This window comes from Intrasporangium sp. Soil_C_50 (genome assembly GCF_057656595.1).
Window position 1 is genome coordinate 194,809 of sequence record NZ_JBDGKB010000001.1, and the last position, 15,240, is coordinate 210,048.

Genomic DNA, 15,240 nt, shown 5'->3' on the forward strand with positions numbered 1-15,240 from the left:
GCGCCGTGAGCCACCTCATCTCCGCCGCCGAGCTCGCCCACGAGATCGAGGACGTCGTCGTCCTCGACGTCAGGTGGGCCCTCACCGCCGGGCGCGCCGCGACCCAGGGGCCGGTCGGGCGTCCCGACTACGACGCCGGACACGTGCCCGGGGCGTTCTTCGTCGACCTCGACTCCGAGCTCGCCGCGCCGCCCGGCGATGGAGGCCGGCACCCGCTGCCGGACGCCGCGACCCTCGAGCGCCTCGTCCGGCGCTGCGGGATCGAGACCGGCACGCGGGTCGTCGTGTACGACGGCCGTGACTCGATGGCGGCCGCCCGGGCCTGGTGGGTGCTGCGCTGGGCCGGCGTGCACGACGTCCGGGTCCTCGACGGCGGCTTCGCGGCCTGGACGGCCGCAGGCCTGCCGGTGAGCACCGAGGAGCCGGCCGACCGGCACGGCGAGGGCACCGTGCACCTCGGCAGCCTGCCGACGCTCGACGCCGACGGTGCGGCCGCGCTCGCCCGCAAGGGCCTGCTCGTCGACGCCCGCGCCACCGAGCGCTACGCGGGCGAGGTCGAGCCGATCGACCCCGTCGCCGGCCACGTCCCCGGCGCGGTCACGTCTCCCACCGCCGACCTCGTCGGTCCCGACGGCCGGTTCCGCGACGACCTCGCCGCGCACTGGGCCCGGGTCGTCGCAGAAGAGGCCCCGACCCACGGTGCCGACTCCGCCGCCGACGCGTCCCACGACGGACGCGCCGTCGGCGTCTACTGCGGCTCCGGCGTCACGGCGGCGCACCACGTGCTGGCGCTCGCCGAGATCGGCGTCGACGCCTCGCTCTACCCCGGGTCGTGGAGCGAGTGGATCCGCGACGCGTCGCGTCCCGTGGCCACCGGCCGCACCCCCGGCTGACCCCACGCCCGAGACGACGGCGGTCAGACGTCCCGGTCGAGGCGGACGCGCATCGCTCGCAGTGCGCGCTCGGCGGCGTCCCGGACCGGCTCCTCGGCATCCGCCTGCGCCTCGTGGAGCGGGGGCGCGTGCTCCGCCTCGCCGACCGCCCCGAGCACGCGCGCGGCCGCGGTCCGGACGCGCGTCGTGTCGTCGTCGGTGACGAGGCGCGCACACGCGTCGGCCGCCTCGCCGACGTCCCATCGCGCTGCGACCTTGGCGCACATCTCGCGGACGCGCCATGCCGGATCGTGCAGTCCCGCAACGACATCGGCGATGGCGTCGTCGTCCCACACGTAGAGCAGCGTGCGGGACGCCCACACCCGCGCCCAGTAGTCGCGCTCGCCGACGAGCCGGTCCGGGGCGCCCCACGTCCGTGACGCGCGGCCGCCGACCCAGGCGAGGTCCGGCGACCCCGCCTCCCCCCACGCGCGGCGTCCGGCGAGGAGGTCGGCGCACCACGAGACGAGTACGTCGTCGCCCAGGGCGTCGGCTGCGGCTCGGGCCCGGTCGGCCGGCGTGGCGTCGAGGGCCTCGTCGGGGGTCATGGGCGAAGTCTGCCGGTCGACGCCGACGGTGTGGGCGGGACGGGCCCCGACGGCAACGGCCCGGACCGCGCCGAGGGCGCGCCCGCGTGCGTCGAAAGGTCGTCGGAGCGTCAGGGGGCAGCGGAGGTCACCGGTGCGGCGGCGGTCACCCTGACCGGGACCGCCGCGCACCCGTGACCACCACCCGCGTCCGTCGCCGCCCACCCGACCGGGGTTGCGGGCCACGCGGGCGCCCGGTCCCGTCGCACGCCACCGCCGCCCGCGAGGGTCGCGGGCGGCGGTGGGCCGACGGGAGCGGGTGCGGCTGCCTCAGCAGCCGACGAGACGCTGGGCGAGCCAGCCCTCGACCTTGTCGAGCGCGACGCGCTCCTGCGCCATGGAGTCACGCTCGCGGATCGTCACGGCGTGGTCCTCGAGGGTGTCGAAGTCGACCGTGATGCAGAACGGCGTGCCGATCTCGTCGTTGCGGCGGTAGCGCTTGCCGATCGCGCCGGCGTCGTCGAAGTCGATGTTCCAGTGACGGCGCAGCGTGGCCGCGAGGTCGCGAGCCTTCGGCGAGAGGTCGGCGTTGCGCGACAGCGGGAGCACCGCGGCCTTGACGGGCGCGAGACGCGGGTCGAGGCGCAGCACGACGCGCTTGTCGACCCCACCCTTGGTGTTGGGGGCCTCGTCCTCGGTGTAGGCGTCGACGAGGAAGGTCATGAGCGAGCGCGACAGGCCGGCCGCCGGCTCGATGACGTACGGCGTGTACCGCTCACCGGTCTGCTGGTCGAAGTAGACGAGGTCGGTGCCCGAGTGCTTCGAGTGCGTGCCGAGGTCGAAGTCGGTGCGGTTGGCGATGCCCTCGAGCTCGCCCCACTCCGAACCGGCGAAGTTGAACCGGTACTCGATGTCGACGGTGCGCTTGGAGTAGTGCGAGAGCTTGTCGGCCGGGTGCTCGAAGTGGCGCAGGTTGTCGGGGTTGATGCCGAGGTCGGTGTACCAGCGAGTGCGCTCGTCGAGCCAGTACTGCAGCCACTGCTCGTCCTCGCCCGGCTTGACGAAGAACTCCATCTCCATCTGCTCGAACTCGCGGGTGCGGAAGATGAAGTTGCCCGGCGTGATCTCGTTGCGGAAGCTCTTGCCCGTCTGGGCGATGCCGAACGGCGGCTTCTTGCGCGAGGCCTGCATGACGTTGAGGAAGTTGACGAAGATGCCCTGGGCAGTCTCGGGGCGCAGGTAGTGCAGGCCCGACTCGTCCTCGATGACGCCGAGGTAGGTCTTGAGCATCATCTGGAAGTCGCGCGGCTCGGTCCAACGGCCCTTGGTGCCGCAGTCCGGGCACACGATCTCGCTCATCGGCACCGAGTCGGGGTCGGCGATGCCCTTCTTCTCCGCGTACGCCTCCTGCAGGTGGTCCTGGCGGCGACGCTTGTGGCAGTTGAGGCACTCGACGAGCGGGTCGGTGAACGTGCCGACGTGGCCCGAGGCCACCCACGTGTCGCGCGGCAGGATGATCGAGGAGTCGAGGCCGACGACGTCGTCGCGGCTCGTCACCATCGCCTTCCACCACTGGCGGCGGATGTTCTCCTTGAGCTCGACGCCGAGGGGGCCGTAGTCCCACGCAGACCGGGTGCCTCCGTAGATCTCACCGCTGGGGAAGACGAAGCCCCTGCGCTTGCAGAGGCTGACGACGGTGTCCACGGTGGATGTCTGCTTGGCCATGCGGGACAGGTTATCGGGCGCACGCCACCCGTTTCTCCACCCGCCCTCCCGACGGTCGGGGCACGGGTGCCGGTCCCCTAGGCTCGACGCGTGGCCCTGAGTTTCCGCTCCCGCGTCGAGCACGCGTCCTACCCGCTCCTCGAGCGCCTCGCACGCGTGCCGCGCGCCGTGTCGCTCGGCCTGCTCGCCGTCGTGCTCGTCGCCGGCGTGCTGGCACCGCGGCCCTGGAGTGGCATGGCGTTTGCGCTCGTCGCAGTCGTGCTCGGGTGGTTCCTCTTCCTGACGTGGGAGCGCCTGACGCTGCCGGAGCGGCTCATGCGCGGTGCCGTCCTGCTGCTGGCCGTCGCCGTCGCCGTCGTCCGCATCGTGCCCGCCTGACAGACGCGTTTTGACAATGATTCTCACTTTGAGAATCATTGTCATGTGATCCCGCGCCGACTCCGCCCCGCACTCTCCGCCCTGCCCGTCGTCGCCCTCGTCGGTCTGGCCGCCGGCGCGTGCAGCACCGGGTCCCCGGCGGCAGGCGGCGTCGTCACGTCCTTCTACCCCCTCCAGTTCGCGGCCCAGCAGATCGTCGGCGGCGGACAGCAGGTCGGTGTCCTCACCAAGCCCGGCGCCGAGCCGCACGACCTCGAGCTCGCCCCCCAGGACCTCGCGAGGATGACGAAGGCCCGCCTCGTCGTCTACGCCGACGGGTTCCAGCCCGCCGTGGACGACGCCATGGGCCAGGTCGACGCCTCCCGCGTCCTCGACGTCGCGGGCGCCGCCAGGCTCACCCTGCCCTCGAGCGAGGACGGGCACGACCACGCCGCCGAGGGTGCCGAGGGTGCCGAGGGTTCGGCGGCGCCGGCAGACACGTCGGGCCAGACGCCTTCGAGCGACGCCCACGCGTCCGGCGACACCCACGACCACGGAGCCGACGACCCGCACTTCTGGCTCGACCCGGCCCGCTACGCCGACGTCGCCAAGGCGATCGGCGCCCGCCTGGCCCACGACGACCCCACGAACGCCGCCACCTACGAGAAGAACACGGCCGCGTTCGTCGCGCGGCTGACGGCCCTCGACGCCGACTACCGCACCGGTCTCGCGTCGTGCCGCTCGCCGATCCTCGTCACGAGCCACGCCGCCTTCGGCTACCTCGCCCAGCGCTACGGCCTCGACCAGCACGGCATCGCCGGCCTCTCCCCCGAGGCCGAACCGAGCGCCGCCGGGCTCAAGCAGGTCAGCGACCTCGTGCGCTCTGAGGGGGTCACGACGATCTTCCAGGAGACGCTCGTCGAGCCGCAGCTGGCCGACACCGTCGCCCGCACCACCGGCGCCACGGTCGCGACCCTCGACCCCGTCGAGGGAATCACCGGGGCGTCGGCCGGCAAGGACTACTTTGAGGTCATGCGCAGCAACCTCACCGCCCTCCGTCAGGGACTGGGGTGCCAGTGAGCGACACCGACGCACCGGCTCCGACGCCGGACGCCTCCCCCGCCCCCTCTCCCGCGGGCCCTCCCAGCGACCGTCCGAACGGCCCGGGCGACGTCGTCATCGACGTCCGCGGTGCCGGCTTCGGCTACGGCGAGCGCACCGTCCTGCACGGTGCCGACCTCACGGTCCGACGCGGCGAGATCCTCGCCGTCGTCGGCCCGAACGGCTCGGGCAAGTCGACCCTCATGAAGGGCATCCTCGGCCTCAACGAGCGCACCGAGGGGGCCGTCACCCTCTTCGGCGTCCCGGCCGACGACTTCCACGACCGGGCCAGGCTCGGCTACGTACCGCAGCGCCACACGCTGTCGGCGTCGGTCAGTGCCACCGCCGAGGAGATCGTCGAGACCGGCCGACTGCCGCGGCTCGGCTGGTTCGGGCGCCTGCGCGCCACCGACCGGCAGGTCGTGGCCCGCTCGCTCGAGCTCGTCGGCCTCGGTGACCGCGCGGCCACCGAGGTCAGCACGCTCTCGGGCGGCCAGCAGCGGCGCGTGCTCATCGCCCGGGCCCTGGCCGGGCAGCCCGACGTCCTGGTCATGGACGAGCCGACCGCCGGCGTCGACGCCGCGAGCCAGCACGTGCTCGCCGAGGTGCTCGAGCGGCTCGTCGAGCGCGGCGTCACCATGGTCGTCGTCACCCACGAGCTCGGCCCTCTCGAGCGGCTGCTGACCCGCATCGTCGTCGTCGACGCCGGGCGGATCGTCTTCGACGGCACGCCCGACGCGTACGCCGCCCTGCGCGGCACCGTGCACCACGAGCACGACAGCCACCACCACGACCTCGAGCTCGAGACGGCCCGGCCCGTCCTCGGCCGAGGACCTTTCGACTCCGCCCGAGGAGGCGACGCGTGATCAGCGACATCCTCACCGTCGACTTCATGCAGCGTGCGCTCGTCGCGGCGCTGCTCGTGGGCACGGTCGCGCCGATGGTCGGCATCTTCCTCGTGCAGCGCCGGCTCTCGCTCATCGGTGACGGCATGGGTCACGTCGCCCTCGCGGGCGTCGCCATCGGCCTCGTCAGCGGCACGGCCCCGGTGCTCACGGCGCTGGTCGCCGCCGTCATCGCCGCCGTCGTCATCGAGCTGCTGCGGGCCCGCGGGCGCACCAACGGCGACGTCGCCCTGGCCGTCATCTTCTACGGCGGCATCGCCGGCGGCGTCGTCATCATCAGCCGCTCGCCGGAAGGCACGCCGGCCAACCTCATGAAGTACCTCTTCGGCTCGATCCTCACGACGACGAGCGGCGACATCTGGGTCTTCGCGGGGCTCGCCGTCGTCGTCGCCGTGACCACGTGGGTGCTGCGACCGCGCCTCTTCGCGGTCGCCAACGACGAGGAGTACGCCCGCGCCGTCGGCATCCCCGTCCTGCCCATCAACATCGTGCTCGCGGTCCTGACCGCCACGACGGTCGTCGTCGCGATGCGTGTCGTCGGGCTGCTGCTCATCAGCGCGCTCATGATCGTGCCGAACGCCGCGGCCCAGCTCGTGGCTCGCTCGTTCGGCAGCGGCGTCCGGTGGGCGGTCGCCTTCGGGCTCGTCGCGAGCGTCGGGGGTGTCGTCGTGTCCTACCCGCTCAACACGCCCTCCGGCGGCTCGATCGTGCTGCTGTCCGTCGCGATCTTCGTCGCGGTCGCGGCCGTCACCGGCGTGCGGGCCCGGGTGCGTGGGCGGCGGCACTCCGTCGCCGAGGTGCACGCCCACGAACACGGCGCCGAGTGCGGCCATCCCGCGATCCCGCACGGTGACCACGTCGACTACGTCCACGACGGCCACCGGCACGCGGCCCACGAGGGCCACTACGACGAGCACGGCGCCGGCGGCGAGCCATCCCGGCCCGGCGACCCCGACCGGCACGGCCACCGGCACGACGACGACGCGATGACGAGGACCACCCGATGAGCAGGACGACCAGCGCGGGCCAGGGCGCGAGCGGCACGCGTCGGCCGACGCGCCAGCAGGCCGCCGTCGCCGAGATGCTCGGCCGCTCGGAAGAGTTCACCTCGGCCCAGACCGTCCACGCGCGGCTGCGCGACGCCGGCGAGGGCGTCGGCCTCGCGACCGTGTACCGGGCCCTGCAGTCGATGGTCGAGGCGGGCACCGTCGACGTCCTGCGCACCGACGACGGCGAGGCCGTCTACCGCGCCTGCTCGACGCACCATCACCACCACCTCGTGTGCCGGCAGTGCGGTCGCACCGTCGAGGTCGAGGGCCCGGCGGTCGAGCGGTGGGCCGACGCCGTCGCTGCCGAGAACGACTTCTCCGACGTCACGCACACCCTCGAGATCTTCGGCACCTGCGCCGACTGCCGACCCGCCTGACGACGCCCTGGCCGCCGCCGGGCCGCAACCGGCCCGCTATGCGCCAGTTCGGCATCTTGTCGTGGCAGCAGATCCCGGCGGACGCTGGAGGACGGTGCCGGTGCCGCCACCGCGGCTCGGCTGGTTCCAGCGGCGCCCTGTCGCGACGCCGCGCGAGAGGGGTGTCGAGATGAGGGGACTCACCAAGCGGCTCGTGTCATCCGTGGTGGCAGCCGTCGGGCTCGTCGGTCTGACGGCGCTCGGCGGAGCGGCCGCGCCGCCGCATTCGGTCCATCATGAGAAGGTCATCGTCCTGCCCGGAGCGCAGTCTGCCGAGGGCATCGCGCGCGGCGCCGGGACGACGTTCTACGCCGGCGAGATCTTCACCGGCAACATCTACCGCGGCGACGTGCGGACCGGCAGGGCGGCCCTGTTCATCCACGCGCCGGCCGGGCGGATGGCGCTCGGCCTGCGGGTCGACCTCGCCCACTCGCTCCTCTTCGTCGCCGGCGGCTTCACCGGGCAGGCCTACGTCTACGACCTCCGGACCGGCAAGCCCTTGGCCTCCTACCAGCTGACACCGCAGAGCCAGGTCACGAACCCGGTGATCAACGACGTGGCGGTGACGAGCGCCGGGGCCTGGTTCACCGACTCCTCGCAGGCCCAGCTGTACCTCGTCCCCGTGAGTCGCAGCGGGGTCCTCGGCAAGGCGGCACGGACGCTGCGCCTGCACGGACCGGCGGCGGTGCTGAAGACGGGCTTCAACAACAACGGGATCCAGGCGACGGCCGACGGTCACACCCTGGTCGTCGCGCACACCAACTCGGCCGTGCTCAACACCGTCGACCCCAGGACGGGCGCCAGCGCGACCATCGCCGGGGTGTCCGTGCCGAACGTCGACGGCATCCTGCTCGAGGGGCGAACGCTCTACGCCGTGCAGAACTTCTCCAACCAGGTGGCGGAGTACCGGCTCGCGGGCAACCTGTCGTCCGGCCGCCTGCTCAAGACGGTGACGAGCACGCGGTTCGAGACCCCGACCACCGTGGCGCGGTTCGGTGACCGGCTCGCCGTCGTCAACGCGAAGTTCGACACGGGGTTCCCGCCCACGGCGAGTCGGTACGAGGTCATCGTCGTCGACCGCTGAGCCCGCCTCCCGATCGAGACAGCAGTCCGCGCGAAGCGTGCGTACTGCTGTCTCGATCAGGACCGGGTCGGGGTGTCGACGGCGCCGCCGTAGCGGCGGTCGCGGGCGACGTACTCCTCGATCGCGGCCCAGAGGTCGCGCCGGTCGTAGTCGGGCCAGAGCCGGTTCTGGAACACCATCTCGGCGTAGGCCGACTGCCAGAGCAGGAAGTTCGAGGTGCGCTGCTCGCCGGAGGATCGGACGAAGAGGTCGACGTCCGGCATCGTCGGCTCGTCGAGGTACTTCTTGATCGTCTTCTCGTCAACCGACCCGGGCCGGAGGCGGCCGTCCTTGACGTCCTGGGCGATTCGCTTCACGGCGTCGGCGATCTCGGCCCGTCCGCCGTAGTTGACGCAGAAGTAGAGGGTCAGCCCGGTGTTGTGCTGGGTCAGCTCCTGGGCGATCTCGAGCTCCTTGATGACCGAGCGCCACAGCCGCGGTGCGCGACCGACCCAGCGCATCCGTACGCCCCATTCGTGGAGCTGGTCGCGGCGGCGCCGGATGACGTCGCGGTTGAAGCCCATGAGGAAGCGCACCTCCTCGGGCGAACGCCGCCAGTTCTCCGTCGAGAACGCGTACGCCGACAGGTGCGTCACGCCGACGTCGATCGCCCCGGCGACGACGTCGAGCAGCGACGCCTCACCCGCCTCGTGACCCTTGGTGCGTGGCAGACCGCGCGCGTTGGCCCACCGGCCGTTGCCGTCCATGACGATAGCCACGTGCTTCGGGAGCAGCTCGGCCGGCAGGACCGGTGCGGTGGCGCCCGACGGGTGCGCGAAGGGGCGGGAGTACGAGGTCGCAGGGGTCATGGCTCTCCGGGTCGGTGACGGATGGGCTTGCGGCTCAAGCGCGCTCGACGAGCCGCAGAGAACGCAGCCCGCGCTCGACGTGCCACTGGAGGAACGCCGAGACGAGGCCGTTTCCCTGACGCCGGTGGCGCGGGTCGCTGTCGTCGGCGAGCTCCCAGTCGCCCGACAGCAGGGCAGCGAGCAGCTCGAACGTCTCGGGTGCGGGCGCCGTCGAACCGGGTGGGCGGCACGAGGAGCAGACCGCCCCGCCGGCCTGGACGTTGAAGGCCCGGTGCGGCCCGTCGGCGCCACAGCGGGCGCAGTCGAGGAAGCTCGGCGCCCACCCCGCCACCGCGAGCGAGCGCAGCAGGTACGCGTCGAGGACGAGCCCGGGGTCGTGGCTGCGCTCGGCGAGGGAGCGCAGCGCTCCGGAGAGCAGCAGGTACTGCTGGGTCTGCGGCTCGTGCTCCTCGGTGAGCTGCAGCGCCGTCTCGAGCATCGAGGTGGCGCACGTGTAGGCCGCGTAGTCCCGAGCGATGGCATCGCCGTACGGGGCGAGGGTCTCGACCTGCGTGACGGTGTCGAGGTTGCGACCCTCGTAGCACTGGACGTCGACGACCATGCCCGGCTCGAGCCGCGAGCCGAAGCGCGACTTCGTGCGCCGCACCCCCTTGGCGACAGCCCGCACACGCCCGCGGGTGCGGGTCAGCATCGTGATGATGCGGTCGGCCTCGCCCAGCTTGTGGGTGCGCAGGACGATCGCCTCGTCGCGGTAGAGGGGCATGGGCCCATTCTCCCCCGCCGCCGACGCCTCCGGGCACCGCACGCGCCGGAGGAGGTGGACGCGTCGGGGCGGGGGCCGCACGGGCCCGACGCGACACCCGGCTGGTCGAACACGTGTTCGACGTCCTGGGTTACGCTGGCGTCATGGACCTCACCCTGCAGGGGTCGTTGCTCGACCTCACCGACGAGATGACGCTGTGCGACCTCGGCACCGGGATGCGTCGCCACCCGCTCGCCCACGGCGCGTGGGTCGACGTGCGCCCCGGCTGGCTCGCCGCCGGCGACGAGCTCTTCTCGGCCCTGTTGCACGACGTGCCATGGCACGCCGAGCGGCGGCAGATGTACGACAACGTCGTCGACGTCCCCCGCCTCACGAAGTTCTACGCGGCCGGCGAACGCCTTCCCCACCCCCTCCTCGACCGGGCCCGCGACGCCCTGAGCGCGCACTACGCGCCCGAGCTCGGCGAGCCGTTCGTCACGGCGGGCCTGTGCCTCTACCGCGACGGCCGCGACAGCGTCGCCTGGCACGGCGACCGCATCGGCCGTTCGCGCGACAGCGACACGATGATCGCGATCCTCTCGCTCGGCTCGCCGCGCGTCCTGGCCCTTCGTCCCCGCGACGGCGGCGGCATCCCCGGCACCACGCAAAAGAGCTTGCGCTACCCGCTCGGCCATGGTGACCTCGTCGTGATGGGCGGCTCCTGCCAGCGCACGTGGGACCATGCGGTCCCCAAGACCGCCGAGCCGATGGGGCCGCGCATCTCCGTGCAGTTCCGCGTCGCCGGAGTGCGCTGACCACCCGTCACCCGCTCGCCACGTCATCCCGCCACACCACCAGGAGCACGCATGCCCTCTGCCCCGTCGGGTGCAGACCTTCCCTTCCTCGACCACCTCGCCGCCGACTCGGCGCGCTTCCGCCAGGTGCTGGCCGACGCACCGGCAGGAGCCACGGTGCCGACATGCCCCGACTGGGACACCGATGACCTGCTGTGGCACCTCGCCGACGTCCAGTGGTTCTGGGGCGGCATCGCCCAGGACCGGTTGACCACGTCCGAGCAGGTCGAGGCCCACAGCGACACCCGGCCGGAGCGACCCGCGGACCGCGCCGGCCTGCTCGCCGCCTTCGATGCCTCGAGCGCCCGCCTGCACGAGCAGCTGGCCCAGCTGCCGCCCGACACCGAGCTGTGGATGTGGGCCGACGAGCACACCGCCGGGTACATCCGCCGCCGACAGGCCCACGAGGCGCTCATCCACCGCCTCGACGCCGAGGCCACCGCCGGCATCGCCCCCGGCGACCGCGCCCCCATCGACGCCCGCCTCGCGGCCGACGGCGTCGACGAGGCGCTGCGGATCATGCGCGGCTACGCGCCCGAGCCCGGCCTCTCCCACGAGGAGCTCGGCGCGCCGGTCACCGTTGCGACGGTCGACACCATGCACGCGTGGACCGTCACCCCGGTGCGCGTCACCGGCACCTACGAGGGCCGCGACATCGACCTGCTGCGTTTCCTCGTCGCCGACGGCCCGGCGGGCGGCGGCGCGCCCGACGCCACTGACGTCTCGGACGACGCGTCGGCTCCCGAGGTGTGCGGCACGGCCGCCGACCTCGACTGCTGGTTGTGGAACCGACCGCTGGCCGGTGAGCTGGGCCGCCACGGCGACCCGACGGCCCTCGCTGCCGTCGACTCGGTGCTGCGCGGCTCGATCGACTGACCTACACCTCCACCGGTCCGGCTGGGCCGCTCCTCGAAAGGGGCCGGCTCAGCCGGGGTCGGCCGCGTCGACCGCGCTGCCCGACCCGTGGCCTGACGCGGGGCCTGCCGTGACGGCGCCCAACCGGCGCCGGGGCGTCCCTGCGTGCACCCGCACCATGGCGGCGAGCGCGACGACGAGCGGTGCGAAGGTGAACACGTAGCGCGACCGGCCCTGGAACAGCAGGGTGAACGTCGCGATCCCGAGCACCGTGAGCGCGACGAGCAGCACGTCACGCCGGTACGGCGCGCGCAGCAGGCCGGCCCCGGCGACGAGCAGCACGGCGAGCCACAGCGCCTGGGTGACGTCGGCACGCCAGTGGTAGGCCGAGCCGTGGAACCCGTTGAGGGAGTGCACGATCCCGACGGGCCCATCGGCGTCGGCGAGCCTGCCCGGCAGGGAGTCCGGGCCCTCCCCCCACGCCCAGAACATGCCGTCACCCCAGTTCCACGCCACCTTGTCGGCGTAGAAGGCCAGCGTCCCGCCGGGCCCGCGTTCGGCCCACCGGTCGGCGATGTACGTGCGGGCGTAGTCGGTCGCCTGCTCGGGGGTGCGCCCGGCGATCGCCTCGACCATGTCGCGCGAGTAGGTGCCGTAGTTGACGACGCCGCCGGGCCCGACCTGCTCGTTCATCCCGTTGGCGAGCCACCACACGACCGGCGGGGTCACGTCGGCGCGCAGGCGACCCGCGTCGACGCCGGCCGCCCGGGCCGACACGACGGGCGTCGCCCCGGCGATCCCGAGGAACACGACCACCGCCACGACGGAGCCGGCCAGGGCGGTCACCCGTCCCCGAGGGGCGTGGTTGCCGTCGAACACGGCGACGACGACGGTGAGCACCGTAGCGATGACGACGACTGCCGGCGTCGTCTTGATCGCGTAGGCGATGCCGTAGCAGACCACGGCCGCCACCCACGTCAGGACGCGTCCCGTGCGGGCGCGCGCCGACACCTCGCCGGCGCTCGCGGCACCGGGCAGCAGGGCACGCCCGGCCAGGGCCACGCCGGCGGTCAGGAACGGCATCGCGAAGTAGTCGGTGTACGGCACGGCCAGCCACGGGCTCGTGCCGACCAGGACGAGCGTCACCAGCTGGGCGCCGATGGCGGCGCCGGGCCCCCTCACGCGGCGCACGAGCGCGTCGACGGCGAACAGCGTCACGGAGACGCAGGCGCCGGTGAGGACGACGAGGACGGCGTCTGGCGACCACCCCACCCACGAGCCCACCTCGACCCCCGCACGGTCGATCACGAGGAGCGGCAGGTTGTTCGGGTAGAGGGACAGGTAGTCATAGCCTCCGGCGCCGATCGGGCGGCCGGCGTGCAGGGCCCGAGCGAGGTCCATGACCACACGGGCGTCCCACCCGTACTCGTAGCGCCCGGCGAGGCCGACGAGCGTCGCGACGACCCCGCCGCCCACGGCCAGCACCGGACCGACCCACCGCGCCCGCACCCATCGGGGCGTGCGGCCGAACACTGCCACGGCCAGCAGCACGAGGCAGGCCGGCACCACGACGTACCAGCGGTACGGGGTGTTGACGGCTCGCGGCGCGACCAGTCCGACGACGGCCACCGCGAGCAGACAGGCGCCGACGAGCCGGAGCAGCGTCCGGCCGAGGGCGGAGTCCATGGACGGTGACGCTATCTCACCCCGCCGCGTCGCCGGCGGCTGCCTCCTCGGCGATGCGATCGCGGTGGGCGCGGTTGCACGCGGACACGACGGCCTTGAGCGAGGCCGTGACGATGGACGAGTCGACCCCGACCCCCCACAGCACCCGCGGGCCGATGGCGCACTCGACGTACGCCGCGGCCCGGGCGTCGCCGCCCGCGGAGAGGGCGTGCTCGGCGTAGTCGAGCACGCGCATGTCCGGGGCGCCCTCGATCGTCATGAAGGCATCGAGGAAGGCGGCGATCGGGCCGTTGCCGCGCCCGGTGACCGTCAGGGGCTCACCACCGTCGGTGACCGTCGCCTCGATGGTGCTCTCGCCGTCGACCGTCGAGTCGGTGACGACGTTGACGAGCTCGAACCGTCCCCACGGCTGGGCCGGGTTGGGCAGGTACTCGTCCTGGAAGCGGCCCCACAGCTCGGCCGGGGCGACCTCGCCGCCGTCCTGGTCGACCCCGCGCTGCACGACGCCGGAGAACTCGATCTGGAGCCGCCGCGGCAGGTCCATCTGGTGCTCGGACTTCATGATGTAGGAGACGCCGCCCTTGCCGGACTGGCTGTTGACGCGGACGACTGCCTCGTAGGAGCGGCCGAGGTCGTGCGGGTCGACGGGCAGGTACGGGACGCCCCACACGAGGTCGTCGACGCTCGTGCCCCGCTCCTTGGCCTCGACCTCCATCGCCTCGAAGCCCTTCTTGATGGCGTCCTGGTGCGAACCGCTGAACGCGGTGAACACGAGGTCGCCGCCGTAGGGGTGGCGCTCCCCCACGGGCAGCTGGTTGCAGTACTCGACGGTGCGGCGGATCTCGTCGATGTCACTGAAGTCGATCTGCGGGTCGACGCCCTGGCTGAAGAGGTTCATGCCGAGGGTGACGAGGTCGACGTTGCCGGTGCGCTCGCCGTTGCCGAACAGGCACCCCTCGATGCGGTCGGCGCCGGCCAGGTAGCCGAGCTCGGCGGCCGCCACGCCCGTGCCGCGGTCGTTGTGCGGGTGCAGGCTCACGACGAGCGACTCGCGCCGGTCGAGGTTGCGAACCATCCACTCGATCGAGTCGGCATAGACGTTCGGGGTGATCATCTCGACGGTGGCGGGCAGGTTGACGATCATCTTGTGGTCCGGCGTCGGGTCGATGACGTCGATGACCGCGTTGCAGATGCGCATCGCGAAGTCGAGCTCGGTGCCGGTGTAGGACTCGGGCGAGTACTCGTAGTAGATCGTCGTGTCGGGGATCGTCTCCTCGAGCTTCTTGATGAGGCGCGCGCCCTGGACCGCGATGTCGATGATGCCGTCCTGGTCGAGGCCGAAGACGACGCGGCGCTGCAGGATCGAGGTCGAGTTGTAGAAGTGGACGATCGCCTCCTTCGCGCCGCGGATGGCGTCGAAGGTCCGCTCGATGAGGTGGTCGCGGCACTGGGTCAGCACCTGGATCGTCACGTCGTCGGGGATGTGGCCGCCCTCGATGAGCTCGCGGCAGAAGTCGAAGTCGGTCTGGCTCGCCGACGGGAACCCGATCTCGATCTCCTTGTAGCCCATCTTCACGAGCAGCTGGAACATGCGCAGCTTGCGCTCGGAGTTCATCGGGTCGATGAGGGCCTGGTTGCCGTCCCGCAGGTCGACGGCGCACCAGCGAGGAGCCTGCTCGATGCGCTTGGTCGGCCACGTGCGGTCGGGCAGGTCGAACGGGATCTGCTCGTGGAACGGCACGTACTTGCCGAACGGCATTCCCGACGTCTGCTGGGGGTGGATCATCGCGTCACTCTCTTCGTCTGCGTTTCGCTCGGTGTCCGGCCGGACACGGGAAACTCCGCGACGAGGAGGGCCGGGATCAGGCCTCGTCGCGGCAGCGAAGGAGGAGGCTCACCGCACGCACGGCTTCACCGTATGCCGGTCCACGCGCCCGAGTCCACCCCTCGGGACCGCTGCCCGCATCCTGAGACCCGCGTCTCTCCCCCAGCCGCCGCTACCGGAAGCCCGGACGGATCCAGCGGACGTAGGACACCGTCCGCACCAGCCACCCATGGGCCAGGCTCGCCGCGCCCACAAGCAGGGCCGAGCGAGGAGCACCCAGAGCCAGGACCAGTGGCGAAGGACCGGGACGAGACCGGACACCACGCCGAGGGTC

15 protein-coding genes are annotated in these 15,240 nt (G+C 72.5%); 9 read left to right on the plus strand and 6 right to left on the minus strand.

The window, feature by feature from the left end; translation table 11 throughout:
* Positions 1–5: 5 nt before the first annotated feature.
* Positions 6–893, plus strand: a complete 888-nt coding sequence (locus tag AC3A5R_RS00965; RefSeq protein ID WP_487618917.1) for a sulfurtransferase — start codon at positions 6–8, stop codon at positions 891–893.
* Positions 894–916: 23 nt separating this feature from the next.
* On the opposite strand, the gene AC3A5R_RS00970 is transcribed toward AC3A5R_RS00965, so the two are convergent.
* Complete coding sequence (locus AC3A5R_RS00970) at positions 917–1,480, minus strand: HEAT repeat domain-containing protein (RefSeq protein ID WP_487618918.1); 564 nt, start codon at positions 1,478–1,480, stop codon at positions 917–919.
* A gap of 309 nt (positions 1,481–1,789) precedes the next feature.
* Entirely contained in the window at positions 1,790–3,184 is a 1,395-nt protein-coding gene (locus tag AC3A5R_RS00975) for a glycine--tRNA ligase (protein WP_487618919.1), read from the minus strand.
* 90 nt (positions 3,185–3,274) lie between these two features.
* Here AC3A5R_RS00975 and AC3A5R_RS00980 point away from each other — a divergent pair, with 90 nt between their 5' ends.
* The 6 genes from AC3A5R_RS00980 to AC3A5R_RS01005 all read left to right on the plus strand — a co-directional run bounded on the left by AC3A5R_RS00980 (position 3,275) and on the right by AC3A5R_RS01005 (position 8,096).
* Positions 3,275–3,562, plus strand: a complete 288-nt coding sequence (locus tag AC3A5R_RS00980) for a DUF6703 family protein (protein WP_487618920.1) — start codon at positions 3,275–3,277, stop codon at positions 3,560–3,562.
* Between the two features lie 45 nt (positions 3,563–3,607).
* Positions 3,608–4,621 carry a metal ABC transporter substrate-binding protein gene (locus tag AC3A5R_RS00985; protein WP_487618921.1) on the plus strand — a complete coding sequence of 338 codons (1,014 nt, stop codon included), beginning with the start codon at positions 3,608–3,610 and terminating at the stop codon, positions 4,619–4,621.
* On the plus strand, positions 4,618–5,508 hold the full coding sequence (locus AC3A5R_RS00990) for a metal ABC transporter ATP-binding protein (protein WP_487618922.1): 891 nt from the start codon (positions 4,618–4,620) through the stop codon (positions 5,506–5,508). Before AC3A5R_RS00985 ends, AC3A5R_RS00990 begins: the two co-directional genes overlap by 4 nt.
* Positions 5,508–6,554, plus strand: coding sequence for a metal ABC transporter permease (locus AC3A5R_RS00995; protein ID WP_487620096.1), 1,047 nt, complete (start codon positions 5,508–5,510; stop codon positions 6,552–6,554). Before AC3A5R_RS00990 ends, AC3A5R_RS00995 begins: the two co-directional genes overlap by 1 nt.
* Positions 6,551–6,973 carry a Fur family transcriptional regulator gene (locus AC3A5R_RS01000; protein ID WP_487618923.1) on the plus strand — a complete coding sequence of 141 codons (423 nt, stop codon included), beginning with the start codon at positions 6,551–6,553 and terminating at the stop codon, positions 6,971–6,973. Before AC3A5R_RS00995 ends, AC3A5R_RS01000 begins: the two co-directional genes overlap by 4 nt.
* 169 nt (positions 6,974–7,142) lie before the next feature.
* Positions 7,143–8,096: an SMP-30/gluconolactonase/LRE family protein gene (locus AC3A5R_RS01005; protein ID WP_487618924.1), complete on the plus strand. Its 954-nt coding sequence runs from the start codon at positions 7,143–7,145 to the stop codon at positions 8,094–8,096.
* A gap of 56 nt (positions 8,097–8,152) precedes the next feature.
* On the opposite strand, the gene AC3A5R_RS01010 is transcribed toward AC3A5R_RS01005, so the two are convergent.
* Together AC3A5R_RS01010 and recO are read right to left on the minus strand one after the other, a co-directional pair.
* Complete coding sequence (locus AC3A5R_RS01010; protein ID WP_487618925.1) at positions 8,153–8,944, minus strand: isoprenyl transferase; 792 nt, start codon at positions 8,942–8,944, stop codon at positions 8,153–8,155.
* A gap of 34 nt (positions 8,945–8,978) precedes the next feature.
* Positions 8,979–9,707 (minus strand): DNA repair protein RecO, encoded by a 729-nt coding sequence (recO, locus tag AC3A5R_RS01015; RefSeq protein WP_487618926.1) that lies wholly within the window; start codon positions 9,705–9,707, stop codon positions 8,979–8,981.
* A gap of 143 nt (positions 9,708–9,850) precedes the next feature.
* Here recO and AC3A5R_RS01020 point away from each other — a divergent pair, with 143 nt between their 5' ends.
* Positions 9,851–10,501: an alpha-ketoglutarate-dependent dioxygenase AlkB gene (locus tag AC3A5R_RS01020; RefSeq protein ID WP_487618927.1), complete on the plus strand. Its 651-nt coding sequence runs from the start codon at positions 9,851–9,853 to the stop codon at positions 10,499–10,501.
* A 51-nt stretch (positions 10,502–10,552) separates the two neighbouring features.
* Entirely contained in the window at positions 10,553–11,416 is an 864-nt protein-coding gene (locus tag AC3A5R_RS01025) for a maleylpyruvate isomerase family mycothiol-dependent enzyme (RefSeq protein ID WP_487618928.1), read from the plus strand.
* Positions 11,417–11,464: 48 nt separating this feature from the next.
* Here the strand turns inward: AC3A5R_RS01025 and AC3A5R_RS01030 are convergent, their stop codons facing one another.
* Both AC3A5R_RS01030 and leuA read right to left on the minus strand, forming a co-directional pair.
* Complete coding sequence (locus AC3A5R_RS01030) at positions 11,465–13,081, minus strand: hypothetical protein (protein ID WP_487618929.1); 1,617 nt, start codon at positions 13,079–13,081, stop codon at positions 11,465–11,467.
* 16 nt (positions 13,082–13,097) lie between these two features.
* A complete protein-coding gene (leuA, locus tag AC3A5R_RS01035) occupies positions 13,098–14,867 on the minus strand; it encodes a 2-isopropylmalate synthase (RefSeq protein WP_487618930.1) in 1,770 nt (589 codons plus the stop codon).
* Positions 14,868–15,240: the final 373 nt, after the last annotated feature.

Bases quoted from the DNA above. Each gene is read 5' to 3' on its own strand.
- AC3A5R_RS00970 (WP_487618918.1), bottom strand. From the start codon at position 1,480: ATGACCCCCGACGAGGCCCTCGACGCCACGCCGGCCGACCGGGCCCGA.
- AC3A5R_RS01005 (WP_487618924.1), top strand. From the start codon at position 7,143: ATGAGGGGACTCACCAAGCGGCTCGTGTCATCCGTGGTGGCAGCCGTC.
- AC3A5R_RS00975 (WP_487618919.1), bottom strand. From the start codon at position 3,184: ATGGCCAAGCAGACATCCACCGTGGACACCGTCGTCAGCCTCTGCAAG.
- leuA (WP_487618930.1), bottom strand. From the start codon at position 14,867: ATGATCCACCCCCAGCAGACGTCGGGAATGCCGTTCGGCAAGTACGTG.
- AC3A5R_RS01020 (WP_487618927.1), top strand. From the start codon at position 9,851: ATGGACCTCACCCTGCAGGGGTCGTTGCTCGACCTCACCGACGAGATG.
- AC3A5R_RS01000 (WP_487618923.1), top strand. From the start codon at position 6,551: ATGAGCAGGACGACCAGCGCGGGCCAGGGCGCGAGCGGCACGCGTCGG.
- AC3A5R_RS01025 (WP_487618928.1), top strand. From the start codon at position 10,553: ATGCCCTCTGCCCCGTCGGGTGCAGACCTTCCCTTCCTCGACCACCTC.
- AC3A5R_RS01010 (WP_487618925.1), bottom strand. From the start codon at position 8,944: ATGACCCCTGCGACCTCGTACTCCCGCCCCTTCGCGCACCCGTCGGGC.
- AC3A5R_RS01030 (WP_487618929.1), bottom strand. From the start codon at position 13,081: ATGGACTCCGCCCTCGGCCGGACGCTGCTCCGGCTCGTCGGCGCCTGT.
- recO (WP_487618926.1), bottom strand. From the start codon at position 9,707: ATGCCCCTCTACCGCGACGAGGCGATCGTCCTGCGCACCCACAAGCTG.